Raw genomic sequence first — 22884 nt, 5'->3', positions numbered from 1 at the left:
GGGGCGGCGATGTTCCTGAAGCGCGCACGGCTGTCGATCGACACCGAGCGCATGACGTTGCGCCTTCCTGAGATGGAGGATCACGCCGACTGGGTGAACCTGCGGCGCGATTCCGAGACCTTCCTTCAGCCGTGGGAGCCGGTGCGGCAGGGCGATCAGACCTCGCGCCGGGCGTTCCGCGACCGGGTCAACTGGGCCGCGCGGGCGATGGACCAAGACCGGGCGCTGCCGCTGTTCATGATCCGCCGCAGCGACGGCGCACTGCTGGGCGGGATCACCCTCGACAACATCCGCAAGGGGCCGGCGCAGTCGGGGACCGTGGGCTATTGGATCGGCGCGCCCCATGCACGGCAGGGCTACATGCGCGAGGCGCTGCTGGCGCTGGTGCACTATGCCTTCCGCGATCTCGACCTCAGCCGGATCGAGGCGGCGACGCTGCCCGAGAACACGCCCTCGCGGTCTTTGCTGGAAGGCGCTGGATTCAAGTACGAGGGCGTCGCCCAGAGCTATCTGCAGATCGCCGGGCGCTGGCGGACGCATGTGCTCTACGCGAACCTGCGCAGCGATCGGCGCGGCCGGGTCGAGGGTGTCACCCCCGCTGCTGCACCTCCGAAAGCCTCGTAGCAGCGAGCGCGCCGAGGGCCGACTGGCCTGCCATTAGCCACAGAAGCGGGACCGTGCCGAAGGTGTGGGCCACCACGCCGTAGAGCCCTCCGGCCAGCAGCAGCAGGCCGATCACCGTATTCGAGACGGCGGTATAGGCGGCGCGCGTGTCCTCGGTCGCCATGTCGACGAGGTGCGTAGAGCGGCCCAACCGGACGCCTTGGTAGGCGATCATCAGCCCGAACAGCAGCGCCGCAGTCACCGCGCCGGACGAGCCCGAGCCCAGCAGCGCCGTCAGCGCCAGGATCGCGGCGGCCACGATGCCCGAGAGCATCAGAACCTTGCGCGACGAGCGGTCCGAGAGCTTGCCCCAGACATAGCTCGACACCAGTGCGGCGAGCGAAGAAGCGGCGACCATCCACCCCAAACGGTCCAGCGAGGCTTCGCCCAGCGTGACCACGAACGGCGGCGCGAGCGCGGTTGTGATCAGCAGACCGCGCGTCAGGATGAACTGGCGCAGCGCGGCGTCGGTCCGCAGCAGCTTGAGGTTCCGAAGCGCCGAACTGGCGGCATCCGTGTCGCCCTCATCGGTCCCCTCCGGCTCGTCCAGCCGGGTAAAGAGCCCCGCCGCCGCAAGCCACAGACCGGCGGCGAGAGCGATGGCGGCGGTGATCAGGCCGAGGCTCGCGCCGGGGCCGAAGGTCAGGATCGCGGCGAAAGCCAGCACGCCTGCGGCGGCAATGGAGCCGGCAAGGCCAGTGGTGCGGCCCCGGGACTGTTTCTCGACGGTCTTGCCAAGCACGTGCTTGTAGCTGGCAGAGCAGACGCTGCGCGCTAAGGCCAGTCCCGCCAGAAGCGCGACGATCAGCACACCGGCCAGTGCGCCCTCAAACGCCCACGCGACACCGGCAATCGCGGCGGCGGCCGCGCCCTGCGCGGCACTGCCCCCGGCCCAGGCATAGCGGGCGGCGCGCATCGCCCGGATCCGGGCCGAGATGAAGAGCTGCGGCAGCAGCGCGCCCGCCTCGCGAACGGGAACAAGCAGACCGATCAGAAGCGCGGGCGCCCCCAGCGAGGTCAGCAGCCAGGACAGGACCAGTTTGGGGTCGATCAAGCCGTCCGCGAGCTTGCTGCACGACAGGCTCGCCACATGTATTGTGGCGTTGCGCGCCCTGGGCGTGGCCGCGGCGGGGGAGGACTCGGCGGTGCTCATGGGCCAGAACAATAGCGCGCGTGGACCCGGATCAAGACCGGGCCGCGGATGGGGCAGCATCGCAGGCACACAACAGGAGGTTTTCCACATGCGCACCCTGTCCGCTGCGCTTGCCGCTCTGGCCTTGGCCGCTGCCGCGCCTTCCCTTTCCGCCCAGACCCTGCAAAGCCATTGCATCGCCTTGGTCCAGAACGAGTTTTCCGACATCCGCTTCGCGAGTTTCGGGGACGGGCTGACCAACGAAGAGGTGCGGATCAGCTATGTCGATCACTCGATGTTCATGATCGAGACGCCCTCGGGCCGGGGCATCGTGACCGACTTCAACGGCTATGTCGGCGTGGACGTCGTGCCTGACGTGGTGACGATGAACCACGCCCATTCCAGCCACTGGACGCCCAATGTCGATCCGCGAATCGAACATGTCCTGCCGGGCTGGGGCGACGAGGAAGGGCCCGCGGATCACCGGCTTGTGCTGGATGACGAAATTCTGATCCGAAATGTGCCGACCAACATCCGCTCGGGCTTCGGTGGCGCCGAGGAGGACGGCAACTCGATCTTCATCTTCGAGGTGGCGGGCCTGTGCATCGGACATCTCGGGCATCTGCACCATGAGCCCTCCGAGCAGCAATACGCCGCGATCGGGCGACTGGATATCGTGATGGCTCCGGTGGATGGCGGGATGACCGTGGACCTGCCGACGATGATCCGGGTGCTCAAGCGCCTGAAGTCGCGGATCGTGCTGCCGATGCACTGGTTTGGGCGCGGCACGCTGAACAGTTTCGTCGCGGGCATGTCGGACGAGTTCGAGGTCGACAGTTCCGACGAAAGCAGCATGACCGTCAGCTTGCGCACGCTGCCGCGCCAGCCTACCGTGCGCGTCCTGCTGCCCCGTTACTACGACCTTCCGGACTGACCATGACCCTGACCTCCGCGAGCCCCGAGATCGTCCAGGCCTTGGCCGAGACATTGCCCGAGGGCCGCGTGGGAGAGGTCCCGCCCGCCTATTCCGAGGACCCGCGCGGGAGGGTGAACGGCACCGCAAGCGCGCTGGTGCGGCCTGCCTCGACCGAAGAGGTTGCCGCGGTCGTCCGTTTCGCCGCGGCGCACCGGGTCGGGCTGGTGCCCTATGGCGGCGGCACCGGGCTGGTGCGGGGGCAACTACCCGAGGGGCCGCCGACGCTGCTGGTCTCGCTGGAGCGGATGAGCGCGGTGCGCGATGTGGACCCGGCAGGCAATACAATGGTGGCCGAGGCGGGCGCGATCCTTGCCGATGTTCAGGCCGCCGCCGAGGCCGAGGGGCGACTGTTTCCGCTGGCCCTGGCCTCGGAAGGCTCGGCGCGCATGGGCGGGCTGCTGTCGACCAACGCGGGCGGCGTGAACGTCCTGCGCTATGGCAACACGCGCGATCTGGTGCTGGGGATCGAGGCAGTGCTGCCTGATGGCTCGGTCCTGGACGGGCTCAAGCGGCTGCGCAAGGACAACACCGGTTACGACTTGCGGCACCTGCTGATCGGCGCAGAGGGCACGTTGGGGATCATCACCGCCGCCAGCCTGCGGCTGTTCCCGCGCCCGGCAGAGGAGGCGACCGCGCTACTGGCGACGGACAGTCCTGCGGCCGCGCTGGAGCTTCTGGGGCGGCTGCGCGACCCGCTTGGCGACGGGATCACCGCGTTCGAGCTGATCGCGCGCACCAGCTTCGACTTCCTCGCCGAGGTGCTGCCCGAGGTTGCCCAGCCGTTCGCCGAGCGCCCCGACTGGGCGGTGCTGGTCGAGACCGGCGGCCCCGAGGGCGCGCGGACCTCGGAACGGCTGGAGGCCGCGCTGGCCGATGCGTTCGAGCGCGGGTTGATCCATGACGCATTGATCGCGCAGAACCGGGCGCAGGCGGCGACGTTCTGGGACATCCGCGAGCGCATTCCCGAAGCCAACAGGAAGGTCGGCGCGGTCGCCTCGCACGACATCTCGCTGCCGATCGGACAGGTGCCCGCGTTCATCGCCGAGGCCGTCCCCGCGTTGAAACGGATCGACGCGCGGTTCCGGATCAACTGTTTTGGGCATCTCGGCGACGGCAACCTGCATTTCAACGTCTTCCCGGAAGAGGCGGGTCAGCGGGACCTGCACGACAGCCAGCGCGCAGCGGTGACGGACTGCGTGCACGACCTTGTGCACCGCTATCGCGGCTCGTTCAGCGCCGAGCACGGCGTCGGGCGGCTCAAGGTCGGAGATCTTGAGAAATACGGGGATCCGGCCAAGCTGGCGGCGATGCGGGCGATAAAGTCCGCGTTGGACCCGCTTGGGATCATGAACCCCGGCGCGGTTCTCAGGGGGTGAGACGGGACGCGCCCCCCGGTGGGTAAAGCCGGGAGGCGCGGTTGTTCAAGTCCTCTTACCTTGGCCCTGGATTGGGGTGTTCGGGACCTGTTTCGCAAGCAACACCGGCTGTGGGGGCCAGTGAATGTGTGATAGCGGGCAACTGGTTAGTGGAAGGTTAACGCAGGTCGCAGGTGACGGAAAAATCACCTTTGGCGCAGAATGGGCTCCGTCAAACGATCCGCAGCATCTCGCAAGCAACCCGGGATGACTTCTGTTTGCTCTCGTATGGCTGCAGCTGTGCTTTCGTCTGGGTGATTACGGAGAAAGCCGAGGCGGTAAAGCATTGAGCGTGCGGCTCGGTTCGAAGCAAAATATTCCTGTGTCGTTAGAACGGGTTCCATACCAGGTTCACTGTAATTTGTGTTCATTCCCTTCACTGCAGTGGTCGCTACGCAGTGTCGTATCTCGCCCGAACAATGCTGGCGGCAGGCGTTTCTCAATGGCCAAAGGAACGGCGTGTCTTCCGCATCATCCAGGATCGCTTGCCCGAGCGATTCCAGTTCTGTTGGAGAAATATTAGGCGCATCGCCGCGAGATCTAGGTAGCGTCTTCAGCCAAATATCGTGCCAACGCTCGATCTTCTCTCGTTGTTCGCCCGGTGGGATGAGATCCGGGGCTAGCTGTGCCGTCAGAAGGGCGGCGTAAATCGCGGTCCATCGACCTTCGGAAAGGGCTTGGAGGAATTCCTGTTCAACCCTGCTGTTCCAAGGCGGCTCTCCCCATCGTGCGCGGCGCTCTGCGACTTTCGCAGGGTTGCTTTCTTCCGAATATTCGAGAAGGCGGCTTTCGGAAATTCGAAAAGCCCAGAGCACCGTCTTGGCTTGTTCGCCCGTCGAAACCCAGGTTTCGGCCCATTTCACAGCTTCTATGTCGATATCCGGACGGTTCATCGGCATGCCGGCTACGTTCCAGAGGGCGCGATCACGCTGCCCGGCATCCAGCAAGGTTTGCCCGGCTTCGGCGAGCTCTTCCTGTGTTTCGGCTGACCACATTCGATCCTTTGGAACAAGCTCTCGGTCAATCAGGTACCGGCCATATCGGAATCTGTCGGGGTCGTCGCCGGGTGCGAGAAGGGCAAGTCTCTCCTTTCGATCGAGTAGCGGAAAATCAAAGTGGATCTGTAGAAGGACCACCCGGTTTATGAAGAGCTGGGCGGCGATATTGCCCTCGGCGGCAAGTTCGCCCAAGCGTCGCACGTCGGCGGCCGGGTCTTCGTCGTTCAGCCACGCCAAAGCAGCGGCGCGGAGCCGCGGGTCGTCGGCGCCGGGGATGGTCTGGGCCGTCGCCAGTGTCGGAAGGAGCAGCGCAAGCGCGCCGAAAATCAGTCCTCGCATTGAAATACCCATCTTCTGAAATCGCCCTCAGACTAGCACGTTCGGCGCGTCTTTGGGCGAATTCCTCGCGGATGGGTTGTGCGAGTTCAGTCGCCTTCGAAGGCGCAGAGGGCGTGGACGTCGAGGCCGAGCTTCTCGAGCCGGGCGCGGCCCCCGAGGTCGGGAAGGTCGATGATGAAGGCCAGCGAGACGACCTCGCCGCCCAGTTTCTCGATCAGCTTCACGCCTGCCTCGGCGGTGCCACCGGTGGCCAGCAAGTCGTCGACGATCAGCACGCGCTCGCCGGCCTGGATGGCGTCATCGTGCAGTTCCATCGTCGCGGTGCCGTATTCCAGCGCGTAGTCCTGCGAGATCGTCGCGCCGGGCAGCTTGCCCTTCTTGCGGACCGGGACAAAACCGACGGACAGCTGGTGCGCCACTGCGCCGCCCAGAATGAAGCCGCGCGCCTCGAGGCCGGCGACCTTGTCGATGCGGATGCCGGCGTAGGGGTGGAGCAGCTGGTCGACCGCAACGCGGAAGCCGCGCGGGTCCGAGAACAGCGTTGTGACATCCCGGAACTGGATCCCCGGCTTGGGGAAGTCGGGGATCGTGCGGATGTAGCTTTTCACATCCCGTGTTTCGGGCATTGGCCGGGTCCTCGCGTCTATGGCGCGCGGACCCTAGCCGCCGCTCGGGGACCGGGCAAGCGCCCTGCCCGCCTGCAGGCGCAGAGTTTACTTGCGCAGCAGGTGCTTATGCGCGGCCGAGAAGCTGCGGTAGAGCGACTCCGGCAGCCAGCGCAGCCGCGGACGGTTCTGGTCGCGGCGGTCGAGCATCAGCATGATGCGTGCGTCGTGCAAATTCATGGTCATCTCCTGCCCGTGGCGACTGGGCCGCCTGTTTTCGTATAGCAATTGTATATACATTGACGGTGCAAAAATCAAGGGATACGTCAATAAGTGGCCACATCGCACTTGAATGCCCCCAGAACGGACGCCCGAAGACCGGACAATGTCGAAACATAAGTCAGAGAAGAGGGGCGGCAAGAAAGGCAGCCAGCTGGTCATCCGGGTCGACCGGGACGAGCGGGATGCCTTCGTTGCCCTGTGCGACAGGCTCGATACCTCGGCCTCGCGCGAGATCCGGCACTTCATGCGCCGGTTCGTGAAAGAGAACGCGCCGGCTTCGGACGAGAGCTGAAGCCGGCGGGGCTGTCTCAGGCCAGCACGCGGCCCGCGATCGTTTTCAGTTTGGCGACCATTTCAGGATCCCGCGCGTCGGGTTGTGTCAGGATCGCGTATTCCAGCGCCCGGTCGCAGCCGTGAGGGCAGGGCGCGCGCTCGCCGCCCAGCAGAGCGGGAAGGCCGCCGACCATGCCGCGGGCCTTGTCGGCATTGCCCAGGAGGGTGCGGATGATCTCGGAGACGTCGACCTCGCCGTGGTCCGGGTGCCAGCTGTCGTAGTCGGTGATCATGGCAACACTCGCGTAGCAAAGCTCGGCCTCGCGGGCGAGCTTGGCCTCGGGCATGCCGGTCATGCCGATCACGTCGCAGCCCCAGACTTCGCGGTAGAGCCTGGACTCGGCCAGGGTCGAGAACTGCGGGCCTTCCATCGCCAGGTACGTGCCGCCGTCGTGAACCTTCACACCGTTGGCGCGGGCGACCTGAGAACAGGCGGCCGACAGGCGCGGGCAGGTCGGGTGCGCGACCGAGACATGCGCGACGCAGCCCGGGCCGAAGAAGGACTTCTCGCGGCCAAAGGTGCGGTCGATGTACTGATCGACGATGACGAAATCGCCCGGCGCCATTTCCTCGCGGAACGAGCCGCAGGCCGAGACCGAGATCACGTCGGTTACGCCCAGTGTCTTGAGCGCGGCGATGTTTGCCCGGTAGCTGACCGAGGACGGGGTCTGCACGTGGCCGCGGCCGTGGCGGGGCAGGAAGCACATCTTCACGCCGCCGAGCCGACCCACCAGCACCTGGTCCGACGGCGCGCCCCAGGGCGTGTCCACCGTGGTCCATTCGGCGCCCTCGAGCCCCTCGATCTGGTAGACGCCGCTGCCGCCGATGATCCCGAGAACCGTTTCCATGCCTGCCCCTTTCCGTCGATTTGGCGCGCTCACACTAGCGGCGCGGCGCGGTGAGGCAAGCCGCTCAGGTCTGGCCGGGGCGGTTCAGGGAAAACACTTCCGTGACCGTGGCATAGTCTCGGTAGCCGAGACGCGACAGCGGCTGGACTTTGGTGACGTCAAAAATGCCGTCGGTGAGGAACGCTTCGTCGATGTGGATGCCGACGACCTCGCCGATGACCATGACGTTAGAGGGGCCGGGCAGGTCGATGATCTTCCAGAGCTTGCATTCGAACGACCCGGCGGCGCCCTTCACGCGGGGCGGGGCGATCAGTTCGGACGGGTCTTTCTCGAGCCCAGCGACCTCGAACTCGTCGACGCCCGCCTCGTATGCGCCGGAGCTGGCGTTCATCGGATCGCGCAGCGCAAGGCCGACGATGGAGGTCGCGAACTCTCCGGTTTCGCGGATGTTCGATACGCTGTCCTTCGCGCCTTCGCGGTCAGGCTTGGTGCCGGTGTTCGAGAACATGACCAGCGGCGGGTTGTCGGCCAGTGCGTTGAAGAAGCTGTAGGGGGCGAGATTGACGTTGCCATCTGCGCCAATGGACGAGATCCAGCCGATGGGACGCGGGGCGACCATGGCCTTGAACGGGTTGTGCGGCAGGCCATGATCGTCGAGGCCGGGGCGGTAGAACATGGACGCTCCTTCGTTTTCCGGTTTGTGACCCATCTAGTCGCGTGCTACCGGAGTGTCGAGCCATGGAGGATCGGGTGCGCCCGCAAGCAGGGATCAGGAGGCGATGAACGCGCGACGAAGGGGGCCAATCTCCGCCGCCGTCCGTTCCCCGTTTGCCGCGAGCCTGCCCGCCGATGTTTCGACTCTACCCTGAACGCCCTCAAGACACGCCGGAAGTCGAACAGCTGTTCGACACGGCCTTCGCGCCCGGCCGGACAGCGCTGAGTTCCTATCGATTGCGCGACGGCGTGCCGATGCTGTCTGGACTGTCGCTGGTGGCACGGGACGATTACGACGCCGTCGCGGGGGCAATCCGCTATTGGCCCGTGGTCGTGGGAGAGCGGGAGACACCGTCGCTGCTGCTGGGGCCGATTGCCGTTCACCCGACGCGCCAGGGTGAAGGCATCGGCGCGCTGTTGATGTCGGAAAGCCTGTCCCGCGCGCGCGAGGCGGGCTGGGCGCGGGTGCTTCTGGTGGGCGACCGGCCCTATTACATCCGTTTCGGCTTCGACCATGTGCCGGTGGAGTTTCCCGCGCCGACCAACCCGGACCGGGTGTTGGGCCATGCCTTGCAGGAGGGCGGTCTAGACGGGCTGAGCGGGGCGGTCGCGCCGTGGCCGGCCGAACGGGCGGCGATCCCGGCCTGAGGTCAGGGCAACCTGAGGTCAGGGTAGGGGCGCGCCGGTTTCCTTCAGCCAGTCCATCAGCGCGGGGCGAACCGACTGGTCGCCGGACCGGCGGGCCTCGTCGATCTGGCGGCGGGTTTCGGACAGGTCGACGGCGCGCAGCAGCCGCTTGACCGGACCGATGGAGGCTGGGCGCATCGACAGGTGCCGCAGGCCCATGGCGGTCAGGGCCAGCGCCTCGACCGGGCGGCCCGCGTCTTCGCCGCAGAAGCTGACCGGCGTGCCGAACCGGTCGCAGCGCGCGGCGATCTGCTCGATGAAGCTGAGGAAGCTGACGTTGAGCGTGTCGTAGCGGCGGCGCACCAGCTCGTTCTCGCGGTCGGCGGCGAAGAAGAACTGCTTCAGGTCGTTCCCGCCGATCGAGATGAAATCCGCCATCCGGAAGAACTGGTCCGGCGCGAAGGCGAGGCTGGGGGTTTCCAGCATCGCGCCGATGCTGATCTCTGATGGGACCTTGTGGCCGAAGCCCTGCTCGCGCTCCAATTCGCGATAGACCATGTTGCGCGCGGCGCGGAACTCGTCGAACTGTGCGACGAACGGGAACATGATCCGCATCGGCCGTCCTTCGGCGGCTCGCAGCAGGGCTTGCAGTTGCATCCGCATCACGCCAGCCCGGTCCAGCCCGACGCGGATCGCGCGCCAGCCGAGCGCCGGGTTTGGCTCTTCTGGTCGGTTCATGTAGGGCAGCACCTTGTCCGAGCCGATGTCGAGCGTCCGGAAGGTCACGGGGCGCTCGCCCGCGGCGTCGAGGATGCGCTTGTAGAGCGCCATCAGCTCGCCGCGCTTGGGCACGGTGCGGCGAACAAGGAAGGCGAGCTCGGTGCGGTAGAGACCGACGCCCTCGGCGCCCGAAGGCACAAGGCTGGGCAGGTCGGCCATCAGGCCCGCGTTCATCTGCATGCCCACCCGGACGCCGTCCAGCGTCACGGCTGGCTTGTCGCGCAGCTCGGAGTAGGTTTCCTGCGCCTCGTGGACCATGTCGATCTTGGCGCGGAAGGCCTCGCGGACGCTGTCTTCAGGGCGCAGGTGGACGACACCCTGATCGCCGTCGACAAGCAGCGGATCGCCGTTGTGCGCCTCACGGGTGATCGCGGTCGCTTGCAGCACCAGCGGGATCGCCAGCGCGCGGGCGACGATGGCGGCGTGGCTGCCGACCGAACCTTCCTCGAGCACGACGCCCTTCAGCTTGCGGCCGTAGTCCAGCAGTTCGCCCGGGCCGATGTTGCGGGCGACGAGGATGGCGTCGGGCGGGATCTCGCCCTCGTTCACACCGTCTCCGCCGGTCAGCAGGCGCAGCAGGCGGTTCGACAGATCGTCGAGATCGTGCAGCCGGTCGCGCAGGTAGGGATCCTTGACCCGGCTCATGCGGGCGCGGGTGGCGGACTGCTCGCGCTCGACCGCGACCTCGGCGGCGAGACCGGCGTCGATGCTTTCCATCATCCGCCGTACCCAGCCCTTGTCATGCGCGAACATGCGCCAGGCGTTGAGCACCTCGCGGTGCTCGCCGTCCATGTCGAGGTGCTCGGCGGCGAGCATCTCGTCCACCTCGGCGCGGAGCCGGTTCAACGCGTCCGAAAGCCGGGCGTGTTCTGCCGTGGGATCGTCAGCGACCGGGTTCAGGATGGCGATCTTGGGGTCGTGCATAAGCACGGTGCCCTCGGCGACGCCCTCCTGCCCGATCAGGCCGCGGACGTGGAACGGGCCGCGGTGCGGTGCGGGCGGATCGGTCGGCGCGGTGCCGGTGAAGGCGCCCAGCTCGGCCATCTCGGCGAGGACCATAGCGACGATCTCGAGCCCGTGGATTTCGTCGTCGCTGTATTCCCGCGCTTGCTGGTTCTGCACGACGAGCACGCCCAGAACCTCGCCCAGGCGCTGGATCGGCACGCCGAGGAAGCTGGCGTAGATCTCTTCGCCGGTTTCCGGGAAGTACTGGAAGCCGCGGGTGTGCGGCGCGTCCGAGGTCGCCACAGGCTCGGCGGTGTCGGCGATACGGCCCACGAGGCCTTCGCGTACGCGCATCCGGGTGCGGTGCACGGCGTCCGGGTTCAGACCGGTTGTCGCGCACAGCTCGAGCGTGTCGTCCGGTAGCTTCAGGTAGATCGAGCACACCTGCGAGGCCAGAGACCGGGACACGAGGTCGGTGATCCGGTTCAAGCGCTCCTGCCCCTCGCCGGCCTCGGCGAGGGTGTCACGCAGCCGCTTGAGCAGAACGCGGCTCTCGACCGCCTGCGTGGTGCCCGGGGACATCGCGCTCAGCCGGCCTTTTCGAGCTCGAAAGCGTCGTGAAGGGCCTGGACGGCCAGTTCGAGATACTTGCGGTCGATCAGGACCGAGACCTTGATCTCGGAGGTGGTGATGACCTTGATGTTGACCCCTTCGTCGGCCAGCGCCTTGAACATCTGCTTGGCGACGCCCGCGTGGCTGCGCATGCCGATCCCGACGATCGAGACCTTGGCCACGTCGATGTCGGCGTCCAGTTCATGATAGTTGAACTGGCCCTCGTCGCGGGCCTTCTCGAGCGCGGCGCGTGCACGGTCGACCTCGGCCACCGGGCACGAGAAGGTCATGTCGGTGCGCCCGTCCTCGGAGATGTTCTGGACGATCATGTCCACGTTCACCCCGGCGTCGGCGAGGGGGCCGAAGATGGCGGCCGCGATCCCGGGCCGGTCGGCCACCGAGATCAGCGTCATCTTCGCCTCGTCCCGCTGGAAGGCGACCCCCGAAACGACATTGCTTTCCATCAATTCCTCCTCGTCGCACACGAGTGTACCCGGCTTGTCCTCGAAGGACGAGAGCACTTGCAGCCGGACCTTGTAACGCATCGCAAGCTCGACCGAGCGGGTCTGCAGGACCTTGGCGCCCAGCGAGGCCAGTTCCAGCATCTCCTCGTAGGCGATGCGGTCCAGCTTGCGGGCGCGGTCCTCGATCCGCGGGTCGGTGGTGTAGATGCCGTCGACATCGGTGTAGATGTCGCAGCGTTCCGCCTCGAAGGCAGCGGCGAAGGCGACGGCGGTGGTGTCCGAGCCGCCCCGGCCGAGGGTCGTCACGCGGTTTTCCGGGCTGATGCCCTGGAAACCGGCGACCACGGCCACACGCATGCCTTCGTCGAACTTGGCGGCGATGTTGTCGGTGCCGATCTCCTCGATCCGGGCGGCGCCGTGGGCCGAGGTGGTGCGCACCGGCACCTGCCAGCCCTGCCAACTGCGCGCGTCTACGCCCATCTGCTGCAGGCGCAGCGCCATCAGGCCCGAGGTCACGATCTCGCCCGAGGCGACGACCGCATCGTATTCGCGTGCATCGTAGAGCACGGAGGTGTCGCGCACCCAGCCCACGAGCTCGTTGGTCTTGCCCGCCATAGCCGACACCACGACGATCACGTCATAGCCGGCCTCGACCTCGCGTTTGACGCGTTCGGCGGCGGCTTCGATGCGGGAGAGGTCGGCGACGGAGGTTCCGCCGAATTTCATCACCAGGCGGGGCATGGGCAATCCGATGCATAGTACAAGACCCCCGGTTCCTAGCCGTGGTCGCGGGCAGCCGCAAGCGCACTTTGGGTCTGCCGGGGAGCTCGGGCGCCGACGTGTGTCGATCCCGTGTCAGTCGCGGAATGCGCGCAAGCTTTGCCGGATCAGCGATCCTCAGCTGTCGGTGCGGTTCCGCCAGGGTAGGGGCGCGACGGGAATCCCGTCCTCGATCAGATCGCGGGCTTCGTCCGCCCGGGCCTCGCCATAGATCGCGCGGCGGGGCGCCTCGCCCTCGTGCATGGCGCGGGCCTCACGGGCGAAGTCGCGGCCGACGTTGTCGGCTTCCGCTTCGATCTTCTTGCGCAGCGCGCGGAGCGCCTGTTCCGCTGGCGAGGCGGGGGCCGACAGCGGCGCCGGGGCGGGTTTCGCGGTTTCGGCCTCTTCCGAGGTGGTTACGCGCGGTGCCATCAGGGCCTTGCTGATGCCCGAACCGCCGCAGACCGCGCAGGACAGATGCCCGGAACGCTCAAGGCGTTCGTAGTCCGCGCTGGAAGAAAACCAGCTGTCGAAGCGGTGGCCGTCGGGACATTGCAGTTGGTACTTGATCATCTTGGCTCTGCTCGGTGTTCTCTATCCAGATATAAGACATTTTCTTGAAAGCAATATCGCTTACGTCGAGTTGCCGACGATGCTAGGTAGGGGCCCGCACCCAAAACTGCGAGAGGACCCGTGCCGATCCGTCGGACATATCCGCTGCTGGCCCTTGGCGCCGCCTGTATCCTGGCCGTGTTCGCAACCGCGCGCCTCGGGATGGGGGACGTTTGGCTTGCAGTTATCCTGGTGGCGCTTGTTGCCGTCTATGGATGGGGCACCAGGCGCGCGGAGCGTAAGGGCCTTCTGTCGTCGCCGCAGTCTGACGCGGCGGCCACGCCTTTGCAGATGGGGCCCGGGCGCACGCTGCTGCATCGGATGCCCGCGCCACTGCTGGTGATCTCCGAGGAGGAACGGTTCACCTACGCCAACCCGGCGGCCGAGAAGATTCTGCCCGCCGTGCGGCCCGGGGCGCATTTCGCCACGGTGATTCGCGCGCCCGCCTTCGTCGAGGCGATCGAGGAGATCCTGCGCGATCACGAGGACATCAGCTTCACCTTCAGCCAGGTCCGCGGACGTGAGCGGTTTTACGAGGCCCGCGCGTCCTATCTTCCCGCCAGTGCCGCTGCCGATTTCGGTGATGGCGCGCAAGTCATCGTGCAGATCGAGGACCGGACGCGGGACAAGGCGCTGCTACAGACACGCTCGGACTTCGTGGCCAACGCGAGTCACGAGTTGCGCACTCCGCTTGCCTCGATCCTCGGATATATCGAGACCTTGCAGGGCCACGCAAAGGACGACCCCGAGGCGCGCGAGCTGTTCCTCGGCATCATGATGAACCAGGCCGGCCGGATGCAGCGGCTAGTGGACGACCTGATGTCGCTGAGCCGGATCGAGATGAACGCCCATGTGCGCCCCGAGGACCGCATCGACCTCTATTCCACGGCGCACGAGGCGGCGGCCGCTATGTTCCCGCAGGCGACCCGGGCCGATGTGCTGCTGCAGATCGAATTGCCGCGCGAGGGCGAACAGGCCATAGTGTTCGGCGACCACGACCAGCTCACGCAGGTGGTGACGAACCTGATCGACAACGCGATCAAGTACGGCGGGTCGGGGCAGAAGGTGCGCGTGGTTGCTGCCGAATCGGACCCGCGCTATCCGCGTCACTACGGCGTCAGCGTGATCGACCAGGGGCCGGGAATCGCCCGGGAGCACATCCCCCGACTCACCGAACGATTCTTCCGTGTGAACGCGAAGCAGAGCAAGGACATGGGCGGAACCGGGCTTGGTCTGGCGATCACCAAGCACATCCTGTCTCGGCATCACGGGGCGATCGATATCCGCTCGAAACAGGGGCACGGAAGCTGCTTCACACTGTGGATTCCGCAGGCGTCCGAAATTGAAGTTGACGTTGCGGAAGGCGAAAAAGCCGTTCCGGCGCAATAGCTTGGACTGTCATTTAACCGTCATCGAATCGCAATAAAACCTGCACGTCGTCGGCCTAGGTTGCCGCTCGGCAGGGAGGCGCCCTGTAAACCGGCAGGGACCAAACCCTGTACAACCGAAACGAATGGTATTCGGAGAAATCCCGTGAAACTCACCAACATTCTCGCTCTTGCTGCTGCTGGCGCCGTTGTCGCCGGTGCCGCCGCTGCCCAGGGCCGCGACCAGATCCGCATCGTCGGTTCGTCGACCGTGTTCCCGTTCTCGACCGCCGTGGCCGAGCAGTTCGGCAAGACCACCGATTTCGCGACCCCGGTCGTCGAGTCGACCGGTTCGGGCGGCGGCCTGAAGCTGTTCTGCGCCGGTGTTGGCGTCGAGCACCCGGACATCACCAATGCCTCGCGCCGCATGAAGCCGTCGGAGTTCGACGACTGCCAGGCCAACGGTGTCACCGACATCACCGAGTCGATCGTGGGTTATGACGGCATCGTCATCGCCAACGCCAAGGGCGGCCCGTCGTTCGCGCTGACCCGCGAGCAGATCGTCACCGCGCTGGCCGAGCAGGGCCCGAAGCCGATGACCTGGGACGAAGTTGATCCCTCGCTGCCCGCCATCAAGATCGAAGTCCTGGGCCCCCCGCCGTCGTCGGGCACCCGTGACGCCTTTGAAGAACTGGTGATGGAAGAAGGCTGCGAAGGCGCCGGCATCGAGTGCGAAGGCATCTCGATCCGTGAAGATGGTGCCTATGTCGAAGCCGGCGAGAACGACAACCTGATCGTCTCGAAGCTGGAAGCCAACCCGAACGCCCTGGGCGTGTTCGGCTTCTCGTTCCTCGACCAGAACGCCGACGCCCTGCAAGGCGCCACCGTCGACGGCGTCGAGCCGACCTTCGACAACATCGCCGCCGGTGACTACCCGGTCTCGCGTTCGCTGTTCTACTACATCAAGAAAGCGCACGTCGGCGTCGTTCCCGGCATCGAAGAGTACGCCGCCGAGTTCTCGTCGGAAGCTGCCGCCGGTGAAGAAGGCTATCTGGTCGACAAGGGCCTGATCCCGCTGCCGGAAGAGCTGTTCAACGAGAACGCCGACGCGATTGCCAACCTGAAGTCGCTGGAAAAGTCGGCTCTGGAATAATCCGCATCGTCTGATGCCTGCAGGGGCGGGATCTTCCCGCCCCTGCTCACTGTTTGTGCGGCCCGGGGACGCGGTGCCGCGACTGGTCAGGGACAACCCGCATGTCTACCGCCGTAATTCTCGTAACCTTCGTCCTAGCATTCGTTTTCATGTTCCTCGCGCGTCAGCGGTCCACGGCGATCGCGGAAGGCGACATGGCGATTCTGCACTCCCGGCCGACCTACCACGGCCTCTACGCGTTTCTTCTGGCCGCGCTGGGCGGCATCATTACGTTGCTCGTCGTCTCGACGCTGTTCGGGATGTACATCAACAGCTCGTTGAGCGGAGCCATTGCCGATGCGGTGCCCGATGCACCGCGCATCGAGCGGCAGCTGATCCTGTCGGATGCCAAGTCGATCGCCTCAGGCGGTGTGGCCTCGACGCAGGACGAACTGCGCGAGGATATCGCGGCCCGCTACGGCAGGCTCGAAAGCCTACGCTTCTGGGGTACGATCATCCTGAGCCTCGGCATCGCCGCGCTGGGCGGGCTGATGGCGCTGCGGTCGATCAGCACCGAGTTCCGGGCCCGCAACAGATCCGAGACGATCATCCGTTCGGTCCTGGCAATCTGCGCCATCATCGCGATCCTGACGACCATCGGTATCGTCCTGTCGCTGATCTTCGAGACCCTGACCTTCTTCAACAACATCGGCTGGCGCATCGACAAGTTCCTGTTCGGCACCCGCTGGTCGCCGCTTTCCGGCGTGCATTCCGGCGAGATGGACCCGGACAAGGTCGGCGCGGTGCCGCTGTTCGCCGGTACGCTGCTGATCACCGCCATCGCCATGCTGGTCGCGGTTCCGGTCGGTCTGTTCGCCGCGATCTACCTGTCGGACTTCGCATCCAAGCGGGTCCGGGCCTGGGCCAAGCCGATGCTGGAGATACTGGCCGGCGTGCCGACGGTGGTTTACGGCTTTTTCGCCGCGATCACCGTGGCGCCGTTCATCCGCGGCACGGGTGAGTCTCTGGGACTGAGCGTGGCGTCGGAATCGGCGCTGGCCGCGGGCCTGGTGATGGGGATCATGATCATCCCGTTCATCTCGTCGCTGTCCGACGACGTCATCAATGCGGTACCGCAGAGCTTGCGCGACGGCTCCTACGGGCTGGGCGCGACAAAGGCCGAAACGATACGCCAGGTTGTTCTGCCGGCGGCGCTTCCGGGGATCGTCTCGGCGGTACTGCTCGGGATCTCCCGCGCGGTGGGCGAGACCATGATCGTTGTGATGGCTGCGGGGCAGGGCGCCAACCTGACCCTGAACCCGCTGGAAGCGGTCACGACCGTCACGGTGCAGATCGTCATGCTGATCACCGGCGATACCGAGGCCAGCGTGGCCGCCGGTCCTGCCTTCACGCTGGGTTTCACGCTGTTCTGCGTGACGCTGATTCTGAACGTCGTCGCCTTGCGCATCGTGCGCAAGTACCGCGAACTCTACGATTGAGGGGGCGTCCAAGATGGTCGCGATAGCAGATCTCTCCGCCCAGCACGGCACGGAGGCTTCCGCGCGCCGGTTGAAGAACCGCCGCTGGGCCGAGCTGAGACTGAAAACCTACGGTATTCTGGCGATCCTGTTCGCCGGGCTGGCGCTGGTGGCCCTGATGTCCACGGTTGTCGGCAACGCGATGCAGGTGCTGACCGAAAGCTACATCACCGCCGAGGTGCCGCTGGACGACGAGGGCCTCGATGCCAACGACCCCGAAAGCATCGCGCGGTTCAACTACGACGGTCTTGTGAAGGACGTCCTCAAGGAGGAGTTCCCCACGGTCAGCGGCCGGACCGAGCGGCGCGAGCTATATGACCTCGTCAGCTCGGGCGCGCAGTTCGAGTTGCGCCAGCAGGTGATCGACAACCCCGACCTGGTCGGCGGCTCGGTCGAGATACCGCTGCTGGCCTCGGACGTCACGGATCTTTATCTCAAGGGCGTCTATGGCGGGATGAAGAAGGTCGCTCATGCCGGCGCGCTCTCTATCGTCCCGATCGCCGACAGCGACAACGTCCGGATCCTGACCAGCGCCAACGATTTTGAAGAGGCGTTGCAGGTCGCCAAGACCGCGCTGCGCGAACAGGCGCTTTTCCAGCGCAACCAGGCGCGCCTGCAGAACCGCGGTTTCGAGGTGTTCACGGCGCAGGCCGAGAACGCCGAGACCCAGGAAGAACGCGACCAGCTTCTTGCCTCGGCGCAGAGCCGCGCGGTCGAGCGGGACCGGCTGCTGGACATCGCCGACGATCTCGACGCACGTGCCACCCAGGCAGGTGGGTTCGAGCCGCTGGACAATTCGGCGCCGTCGGTGCTGCTGCGGGTTGGCGACGGTTGGCTGAAGATGCTCGAGGTCGGCGCGACGACCGGGCTGGCCGAGCAGATCACGCCGGTCGAGGCGGTCGATGACCTGCCGGCAGACCAGTGGGGCTATTACATCTACGAGCTGCCCGAGAATGCCCGCAAGATCACCGACCGTCAGGCGATCTGGATCGACACGCTGCAGGAACGTGGCCAAGTCTCGGAGGTGTTCAATACCCGCTTCTTCACCGCGAGCGACAGCCGCGAACCGGAGCTTGCCGGGATCTGGGGCGCCATCGTCGGCTCGTTCTGGACAATGCTTGTGACCTTCCTGCTGGCCTTCCCGATCGGGGTCGGCGCGGCGATCTACCTGGAAGAGTTCGCGCCGAAGAACCGCATCACGGATTTCGTCGAGGTGAACATCAACAACCTGGCCGCGGTCCCGTCGATCGTGTTCGGTCTGCTGGGCCTCGCCGTGTTCCTGGGCTACTTCGGGGTGCCGCGTTCGTCGCCGCTGGCCGGCGGGATCGTGTTGGCACTGATGACGCTGCCCACGATCATCATCGCCAGCCGCGCGGCGATCCGGGCGGTGCCGCCCTCGATCCGCGACGCGGCGCTGGGCCTGGGCGCATCGAAGCTGCAGACAAGCTTCCACCACGTCCTGCCGCTGGCGATGCCGGGTATACTGACGGGCACGATCATCGGCATGGCCCAGGCCTTGGGCGAGACCGCGCCGCTGATCATGATCGGCATGGTTGCCTTCATCGTGGACATCCCTTCGGGCGTCACCGACAGCGCCACCGTGCTTCCCGTGCAGGTGTTCCGCTGGTCTGACTTCCCCGAGCGCGCCTTCGAATCCCGAACCGCTGCAGCTATCTGCGTGCTGCTGCTGTTCCTGGTGCTAATGAACGCGCTGGCCGTCTTCCTTCGCAAACGATTTGAGCGCCGCTGGTAAGGGCGGACAGGAGTAAACCGATGTCGAATGCTGACATGACCGATATCCGGACCAACAACCAGGCGCCGGGGTCCGACGAGATCAAGATCCACGCGAAGGACGTGCACGTCTACTACGGCCAGAACGAGGCCATCAAAGGCGTGGACGTGGACATCCTCGACAACACCGTGACGGCCTTCATCGGCCCGTCGGGGTGCGGCAAGTCCACCTTCCTGCGCTGCCTCAACCGGATGAACGACACGATCGACATCTGCCGGGTGACCGGGAAGATCCTGCTCGATGGTGGTGACATCTACGATCGCAAGGTTGATCCGGTGCAGCTGCGCGCTCGCGTGGGCATGGTGTTTCAGAAGCCGAACCCGTTCCCGAAGTCGATCTATGACAACGTGGCCTACGGTCCGCGCATCCACGGTCTGGTTTCGTCGAAAGCGGATCTGGACGCGGTGGTCGAGCAGTCGCTGCGCCGCGCTGCACTGTGGGAAGAGGTGAAGGACCGCCTGGACGCGCCCGGCACCGGCCTTTCGGGCGGCCAGCAGCAGCGCCTTTGCATCGCACGTGCCGTCGCCACCGCCCCCGAGGTGCTGCTGATGGACGAGCCCTGCTCGGCGCTCGATCCGATCGCGACCGCGCAGGTCGAAGAGCTGATCGACGAGCTGAAGCAGAGCTTCTCGGTGGTCATCGTGACCCACTCGATGCAGCAGGCCGCGCGCGTCAGCCAGAAGACCGCGTTTTTCCACCTGGGCTATATCGTCGAGTATGACGATACGCCGAAGATCTTTACCAACCCGGTAGATCAGCGGACCCAGGATTACATTACCGGCCGCTTCGGCTGAGCCCGTCGGCATATCAGGATCAAGGGAGTTTCCCTATGGGAGATCATATCGTCTCGTCCTTCGACCAGGACCTCGAGAAGATCGAGGCCCGCATCTCGGAGATGGGTGGCCTTGCCGAGGATCTGCTGGCCGGCGCGCTCGAGGCCGTCGAGACCCGCGACACGACCCTCGCCGACAAGGTGGTCGCGCGCGACAAGCGCGTTGACCAGATGGAAAACGAGATCGAGGAATTCGCGACCCAGGTGATCGCGCTCCGCGCGCCCGTGGCGCAGGACCTTCGCGTGGTCATCGCCGCGCTGAAGATCTCCACCACGCTGGAGCGGATCGGCGATCTGTCGAAGAACATCGCCAAACGCTCGGCCGCGATCTCGAAGCTGGGGCCGCTGCCGACCACGCCCTCGATCGTGCGCATGGGCCGGGCGACGCAGGCACTGCTGTCGGAGGTGCTCAGCGCCTATTCCAGCCACGATACAAAGGCCGCTGTCGCGGTATGGCGGAAGGACGTGGACATCGATGAGATGTACAATGCCATGTTCCGCGAGGTCGTGACCTACATGATGGAAGACAGCAGGATGATCGGTGCGGGCAGCCAACTGCTGTTCATCGCCAAGAACCTGGAGCGGATCGGCGATCACACCACCCATATCGCCGAGATGGCCTACTATATCCAGGAAGGTGAGCCTCTGGGCGACGACCGTCCCAAGGGCGAGCCGGTCAGCCCGGCGATCGATTGACGGAGGAAACGCGTCGATGTGTGCGAAGATCCTTGTTGTCGAAGATGAAGAGGCCCTGAGCCACCTGCTGAGTTACAACCTCGGCAAGGAAGGGTTCGACATCGCCGTCTGTGCGGACGGCGAAGAGGCGCTGATCGCCATCGACGAGGAAAAGCCGGACCTGATCCTGTTGGATTGGATGCTGCCGAACGTCTCGGGCGTCGAGATCTGCAGGCAGGTGCGCGCGCAGACCTCGACGCGGGAGATCCCGCTGATCATGCTGACCGCCCGCGGCGAGGAAGAGGACCGTATCCGCGGCCTTGAACTCGGCGCGGATGACTACGTGACCAAGCCCTTCTCGATGTCCGAGTTGGTCGCCCGGATCCGCGCCGTGCTGCGCCGGACCCGGCCGACCATCGCCGGGGACGTCGCGACCTTTGCGGATATCACCCTCGACCGCGAAACCTGCCGGGTCCGGCGTGCGGGGCGGGACATCCACCTTGGCCCGACCGAGTTCCGGCTGCTGGATACGCTGATGCAGCGTCCGGGCCGGGTGTTTAGCCGCGAGCAGCTGCTGGACCGGGTCTGGGGCACCGATGTCTATGTCGAGATCCGCACCGTGGATGTGCATGTCGGGCGGCTGCGCAAGGCGCTCAACCGGCGCGGCGAGGCGGACCCGATCCGCACGGTGCGCGCCAGCGGCTATGCCCTGGACGAGACCTACCAGGGCGGCGCGGCTGCCCGGAAAGCCGGTTGATTTTCGGGGGAGTGCAGCCCCCGGCCGGAGATTGCTGAACGGCGTCGCGATCAGTTCGCGGCGCTGTTTTCCTTTTACTAGCGCTGCTTTCCCGGGCCGGCGGCGGATGCCTCCGGCGGGGATATTCGGGGGAAGTGGAAGGCGGTGGGTTTCCTGCTGGCGGCCTTTGGCTCAGGTGCCGCAGAAGGTCTGGGCGACTTCCTGGCCGGGGGCCGGAGCGGCGCGCAGCGGGCTGTCGGGCGCGGCCTGCCAGGGGTTCACGAGCGCCTCTGTCAGGGCGTGGAACGGGGCGAGGTCGCCCTGCAGCGCGGCGGTGATCGCCTGTTCGATCCGGTGGTTGCGCGGGATGATCGCGGGGTTCGCGCGGGTCATGCCGGGCTGGCGGTCCGACGGCGTCGCGCCCTCTGCGGCCAGCCGGGCAGTCCAGCGGGTGCGCCAGTCCTCGAGTGGAGCGATGTCGTCCGAAATGTGTGCTGGCAACGGGGCCTCGGAGGGCGTCTCGGCCAGTGCGCGGAAAGTCTGGGTGAAGTCGGCACGGGTCGCGGCCATTGCGTCAAGTAGCGCGGTAGCGAGTGCCGGGTCGTCCTCCTGCGGGTCGGCGAGGCCCAGCTTGGCGCGAAACACCTCGGCCCAGGCCTGTTGGTAGAGCGGCTGGAAGGCGTCCACGGCGGCCTGCGCTTCGGGGACGGCATCCTCGGGGTCGTCGGCCATGATCGGCAGCAGTGAGGACGCCAGCTGCGCCAGATTCCACTGCGCCACCGCGGGCTGGTTGCGGTAGGCGTAGCGGCCCATCTGGTCGATTGAGCTGAACACCGTGTCCGGGTGGTAGGCGTCGAGGAAGGCGCAGGGGCCGTAGTCGATGGTCTCACCCGCGATTGACATGTTGTCGGTGTTCATCACGCCGTGAATGAAGCCGACGCCCAACCAGCGGGCGATCAGCCGCGCCTGCGCCTCGGCCACGCGTTTCAGCAGGCCGAGCGCGTCGCCGGGATCTAGGTCCGGGTAGTGCCGGGCGATGACGTGATCGGTGAGCAGACGCAGCGCGTCGAGGTCGCGCCGTGCGGCGAAATACTGGAACGTGCCGACGCGGATGTGGCTGGAGGCGACGCGGGTCAGGACCGCGCCGGGCATGGTGGCCTCGCGGTAAACGGGCTCTCCGGTGGTGACGGCGGCCAGCGCGCGGGTTGTTGGGATGCCGAGTGCGGCCATCGCCTCGGAGACCACGTACTCGCGCAGCACCGGGCCCAGCCAGGCGCGGCCGTCGCCCATGCGTGAGAACGGTGTGCGCCCCGCGCCCTTGAGCTGGATGTCGTGGCGGGCGCCCGAGCCATCGAGAACCTCGCCCAGCAGGACTGCGCGGCCGTCGCCGAGTTGGGGAACCCAGCCGCCGAACTGGTGGCCGGCATAGGCCATCGCCAGAGGCTCGGCGCCCTCGGGCACGCGGTTTCCGGCAAGCAGGGCAACGCCTTCAGCAGACTCAAGTTCGGACGGATCGAGGCCCAGCTGCCGCGCCAGCGCGTGGTTCACCCGGATCAGGCCGGGCGCGGCCACGGGGGTCGGGTCGAGGCGCACGTGGAAGCGCTCGGGCAGGCGGGCGTAGCTGTTGTCGAAGGCGATGGTGCGGGTGTCCTGGGTCATGCGGTCCCCTTTCACCCGAGAGATAGGATGGCGGGGGCCGGGTTGAAAC

General features: G+C 66.2%; 22 protein-coding genes. 12 read left to right on the top strand and 10 right to left on the bottom strand.

Features of this window, described 5'->3' with window-relative positions; translation table 11 throughout:
• The first annotated feature begins 9 nt into the window (after positions 1–9).
• Positions 10–624 (top strand): GNAT family N-acetyltransferase, encoded by a 615-nt coding sequence (locus ACW9UR_RS09790; RefSeq protein ID WP_458916774.1) that lies wholly within the window; start codon positions 10–12, stop codon positions 622–624.
• Here the strand turns inward: ACW9UR_RS09790 and ACW9UR_RS09785 are convergent.
• Complete coding sequence (locus ACW9UR_RS09785) at positions 590–1717, bottom strand: MFS transporter (protein WP_458916773.1); 1128 nt, start codon at positions 1715–1717, stop codon at positions 590–592. The two genes, ACW9UR_RS09790 and ACW9UR_RS09785, sit on opposite strands and share 35 nt — an antisense overlap.
• Before the next feature lie 187 nt (positions 1718–1904).
• On the opposite strand from ACW9UR_RS09785, the gene ACW9UR_RS09780 reads away from it, so the two are divergent.
• Together ACW9UR_RS09780 and ACW9UR_RS09775 are read left to right on the top strand one after the other, a co-directional pair.
• The gene (locus ACW9UR_RS09780) at positions 1905–2729 is read left to right on the top strand and encodes an MBL fold metallo-hydrolase (RefSeq protein ID WP_458916772.1); all 825 of its coding nucleotides are present in this window, start codon (positions 1905–1907) and stop codon (positions 2727–2729) included.
• A gap of 2 nt (positions 2730–2731) precedes the next feature.
• A complete protein-coding gene (locus ACW9UR_RS09775) occupies positions 2732–4147 on the top strand; it encodes an FAD-binding oxidoreductase (protein WP_458916771.1) in 1416 nt (471 codons plus the stop codon).
• A 185-nt stretch (positions 4148–4332) separates the two neighbouring features.
• Here ACW9UR_RS09775 and ACW9UR_RS09770 read toward each other — a convergent pair whose 3' ends face one another.
• The 3 genes from ACW9UR_RS09770 to ACW9UR_RS09760 form a co-directional block, all read right to left on the bottom strand.
• Positions 4333–5523 (bottom strand): hypothetical protein, encoded by a 1191-nt coding sequence (locus ACW9UR_RS09770; RefSeq protein WP_458916770.1) that lies wholly within the window; start codon positions 5521–5523, stop codon positions 4333–4335.
• 86 nt (positions 5524–5609) lie between these two features.
• Positions 5610–6149 (bottom strand): adenine phosphoribosyltransferase, encoded by a 540-nt coding sequence (locus tag ACW9UR_RS09765; RefSeq protein ID WP_458916769.1) that lies wholly within the window; start codon positions 6147–6149, stop codon positions 5610–5612.
• Positions 6150–6236: 87 nt separating this feature from the next.
• Positions 6237–6368, bottom strand: a complete 132-nt coding sequence (locus ACW9UR_RS09760; RefSeq protein ID WP_458916768.1) for a hypothetical protein — start codon at positions 6366–6368, stop codon at positions 6237–6239.
• Between the two features lie 145 nt (positions 6369–6513).
• On the opposite strand from ACW9UR_RS09760, the gene ACW9UR_RS09755 reads away from it, so the two are divergent.
• Entirely contained in the window at positions 6514–6702 is a 189-nt protein-coding gene (locus tag ACW9UR_RS09755; protein WP_458916767.1) for a hypothetical protein, read from the top strand.
• 16 nt (positions 6703–6718) lie between these two features.
• Here ACW9UR_RS09755 and ACW9UR_RS09750 read toward each other — a convergent pair whose 3' ends face one another.
• A complete protein-coding gene (locus tag ACW9UR_RS09750) occupies positions 6719–7591 on the bottom strand; it encodes an S-methyl-5'-thioadenosine phosphorylase (RefSeq protein ID WP_458916766.1) in 873 nt (290 codons plus the stop codon).
• 64 nt (positions 7592–7655) lie between these two features.
• Positions 7656–8267, bottom strand: coding sequence for a flavin reductase family protein (locus ACW9UR_RS09745; RefSeq protein WP_458916765.1), 612 nt, complete (start codon positions 8265–8267; stop codon positions 7656–7658).
• Positions 8268–8440: 173 nt separating this feature from the next.
• On the opposite strand from ACW9UR_RS09745, the gene ACW9UR_RS09740 reads away from it, so the two are divergent.
• Positions 8441–8953, top strand: a complete 513-nt coding sequence (locus ACW9UR_RS09740; RefSeq protein WP_458916764.1) for a GNAT family N-acetyltransferase — start codon at positions 8441–8443, stop codon at positions 8951–8953.
• Between the two features lie 18 nt (positions 8954–8971).
• On the opposite strand, the gene ptsP is transcribed toward ACW9UR_RS09740, so the two are convergent.
• The 3 genes from ptsP to ACW9UR_RS09725 form a co-directional block, all read right to left on the bottom strand.
• Positions 8972–11239 carry a phosphoenolpyruvate--protein phosphotransferase gene (gene ptsP, locus ACW9UR_RS09735; RefSeq protein ID WP_458916763.1) on the bottom strand — a complete coding sequence of 756 codons (2268 nt, stop codon included), beginning with the start codon at positions 11237–11239 and terminating at the stop codon, positions 8972–8974.
• Positions 11240–11244: 5 nt separating this feature from the next.
• On the bottom strand, positions 11245–12474 hold the full coding sequence (locus tag ACW9UR_RS09730) for an aspartate kinase (RefSeq protein WP_458916762.1): 1230 nt from the start codon (positions 12472–12474) through the stop codon (positions 11245–11247).
• A gap of 156 nt (positions 12475–12630) precedes the next feature.
• A complete protein-coding gene (locus ACW9UR_RS09725; protein ID WP_458916761.1) occupies positions 12631–13065 on the bottom strand; it encodes a DUF1178 family protein in 435 nt (144 codons plus the stop codon).
• Positions 13066–13185: 120 nt separating this feature from the next.
• Between ACW9UR_RS09725 and ACW9UR_RS09720 the strand changes: the two genes are divergently transcribed.
• From ACW9UR_RS09720 to phoB, 7 genes are all read left to right on the top strand, one after another.
• On the top strand, positions 13186–14493 hold the full coding sequence (locus ACW9UR_RS09720) for an ATP-binding protein (protein ID WP_458916760.1): 1308 nt from the start codon (positions 13186–13188) through the stop codon (positions 14491–14493).
• Positions 14494–14637: 144 nt separating this feature from the next.
• Positions 14638–15624: a substrate-binding domain-containing protein gene (locus tag ACW9UR_RS09715; protein WP_458916759.1), complete on the top strand. Its 987-nt coding sequence runs from the start codon at positions 14638–14640 to the stop codon at positions 15622–15624.
• 101 nt (positions 15625–15725) lie between these two features.
• Positions 15726–17102, top strand: coding sequence for a phosphate ABC transporter permease subunit PstC (gene pstC, locus ACW9UR_RS09710; RefSeq protein ID WP_458916758.1), 1377 nt, complete (start codon positions 15726–15728; stop codon positions 17100–17102).
• Between the two features lie 13 nt (positions 17103–17115).
• Positions 17116–18894 carry a phosphate ABC transporter permease PstA gene (gene pstA / locus ACW9UR_RS09705; RefSeq protein ID WP_458916757.1) on the top strand — a complete coding sequence of 593 codons (1779 nt, stop codon included), beginning with the start codon at positions 17116–17118 and terminating at the stop codon, positions 18892–18894.
• Positions 18895–18929: 35 nt separating this feature from the next.
• On the top strand, positions 18930–19727 hold the full coding sequence (gene pstB, locus ACW9UR_RS09700; RefSeq protein ID WP_458917177.1) for a phosphate ABC transporter ATP-binding protein PstB: 798 nt from the start codon (positions 18930–18932) through the stop codon (positions 19725–19727).
• A gap of 35 nt (positions 19728–19762) precedes the next feature.
• On the top strand, positions 19763–20461 hold the full coding sequence (gene phoU / locus ACW9UR_RS09695) for a phosphate signaling complex protein PhoU (RefSeq protein ID WP_458916756.1): 699 nt from the start codon (positions 19763–19765) through the stop codon (positions 20459–20461).
• A gap of 16 nt (positions 20462–20477) precedes the next feature.
• On the top strand, positions 20478–21197 hold the full coding sequence (gene phoB, locus ACW9UR_RS09690; protein ID WP_458916755.1) for a phosphate regulon transcriptional regulator PhoB: 720 nt from the start codon (positions 20478–20480) through the stop codon (positions 21195–21197).
• A gap of 171 nt (positions 21198–21368) precedes the next feature.
• Here phoB and ACW9UR_RS09685 read toward each other — a convergent pair whose 3' ends face one another.
• Positions 21369–22835, bottom strand: coding sequence for a protein adenylyltransferase SelO (locus ACW9UR_RS09685; RefSeq protein ID WP_458916754.1), 1467 nt, complete (start codon positions 22833–22835; stop codon positions 21369–21371).
• Between the last annotated feature and the right edge of the window lie 49 nt (positions 22836–22884).

The organism is Halovulum sp. GXIMD14794, from assembly GCF_054457455.1.
This window is presented reverse-complemented; position numbering and strand designations above follow the sequence as displayed.

Excerpts from the sequence above, each read along its gene's own strand:
- ACW9UR_RS09790 (WP_458916774.1), top strand. The coding sequence starts at position 10 with ATGTTCCTGAAGCGCGCACGGCTGTCGATCGACACCGAGCGCATGACG.
- ACW9UR_RS09780 (WP_458916772.1), top strand. The coding sequence starts at position 1,905 with ATGCGCACCCTGTCCGCTGCGCTTGCCGCTCTGGCCTTGGCCGCTGCC.
- ACW9UR_RS09775 (WP_458916771.1), top strand. The coding sequence starts at position 2,732 with ATGACCCTGACCTCCGCGAGCCCCGAGATCGTCCAGGCCTTGGCCGAG.
- ACW9UR_RS09770 (WP_458916770.1), bottom strand. The coding sequence starts at position 5,523 with ATGCGAGGACTGATTTTCGGCGCGCTTGCGCTGCTCCTTCCGACACTG.
- ACW9UR_RS09765 (WP_458916769.1), bottom strand. The coding sequence starts at position 6,149 with ATGCCCGAAACACGGGATGTGAAAAGCTACATCCGCACGATCCCCGAC.
- ACW9UR_RS09760 (WP_458916768.1), bottom strand. The coding sequence starts at position 6,368 with ATGAATTTGCACGACGCACGCATCATGCTGATGCTCGACCGCCGCGAC.
- ACW9UR_RS09755 (WP_458916767.1), top strand. The coding sequence starts at position 6,514 with ATGTCGAAACATAAGTCAGAGAAGAGGGGCGGCAAGAAAGGCAGCCAG.
- ACW9UR_RS09750 (WP_458916766.1), bottom strand. The coding sequence starts at position 7,591 with ATGGAAACGGTTCTCGGGATCATCGGCGGCAGCGGCGTCTACCAGATC.
- ACW9UR_RS09745 (WP_458916765.1), bottom strand. The coding sequence starts at position 8,267 with ATGTTCTACCGCCCCGGCCTCGACGATCATGGCCTGCCGCACAACCCG.
- ACW9UR_RS09740 (WP_458916764.1), top strand. The coding sequence starts at position 8,441 with ATGTTTCGACTCTACCCTGAACGCCCTCAAGACACGCCGGAAGTCGAA.
- ptsP (WP_458916763.1), bottom strand. The coding sequence starts at position 11,239 with ATGTCCCCGGGCACCACGCAGGCGGTCGAGAGCCGCGTTCTGCTCAAG.
- ACW9UR_RS09730 (WP_458916762.1), bottom strand. The coding sequence starts at position 12,474 with ATGCCCCGCCTGGTGATGAAATTCGGCGGAACCTCCGTCGCCGACCTC.
- ACW9UR_RS09725 (WP_458916761.1), bottom strand. The coding sequence starts at position 13,065 with ATGATCAAGTACCAACTGCAATGTCCCGACGGCCACCGCTTCGACAGC.
- pstC (WP_458916758.1), top strand. The coding sequence starts at position 15,726 with ATGTCTACCGCCGTAATTCTCGTAACCTTCGTCCTAGCATTCGTTTTC.
- pstA (WP_458916757.1), top strand. The coding sequence starts at position 17,116 with ATGGTCGCGATAGCAGATCTCTCCGCCCAGCACGGCACGGAGGCTTCC.
- pstB (WP_458917177.1), top strand. The coding sequence starts at position 18,930 with ATGACCGATATCCGGACCAACAACCAGGCGCCGGGGTCCGACGAGATC.
- phoU (WP_458916756.1), top strand. The coding sequence starts at position 19,763 with ATGGGAGATCATATCGTCTCGTCCTTCGACCAGGACCTCGAGAAGATC.
- phoB (WP_458916755.1), top strand. The coding sequence starts at position 20,478 with ATGTGTGCGAAGATCCTTGTTGTCGAAGATGAAGAGGCCCTGAGCCAC.
- ACW9UR_RS09685 (WP_458916754.1), bottom strand. The coding sequence starts at position 22,835 with ATGACCCAGGACACCCGCACCATCGCCTTCGACAACAGCTACGCCCGC.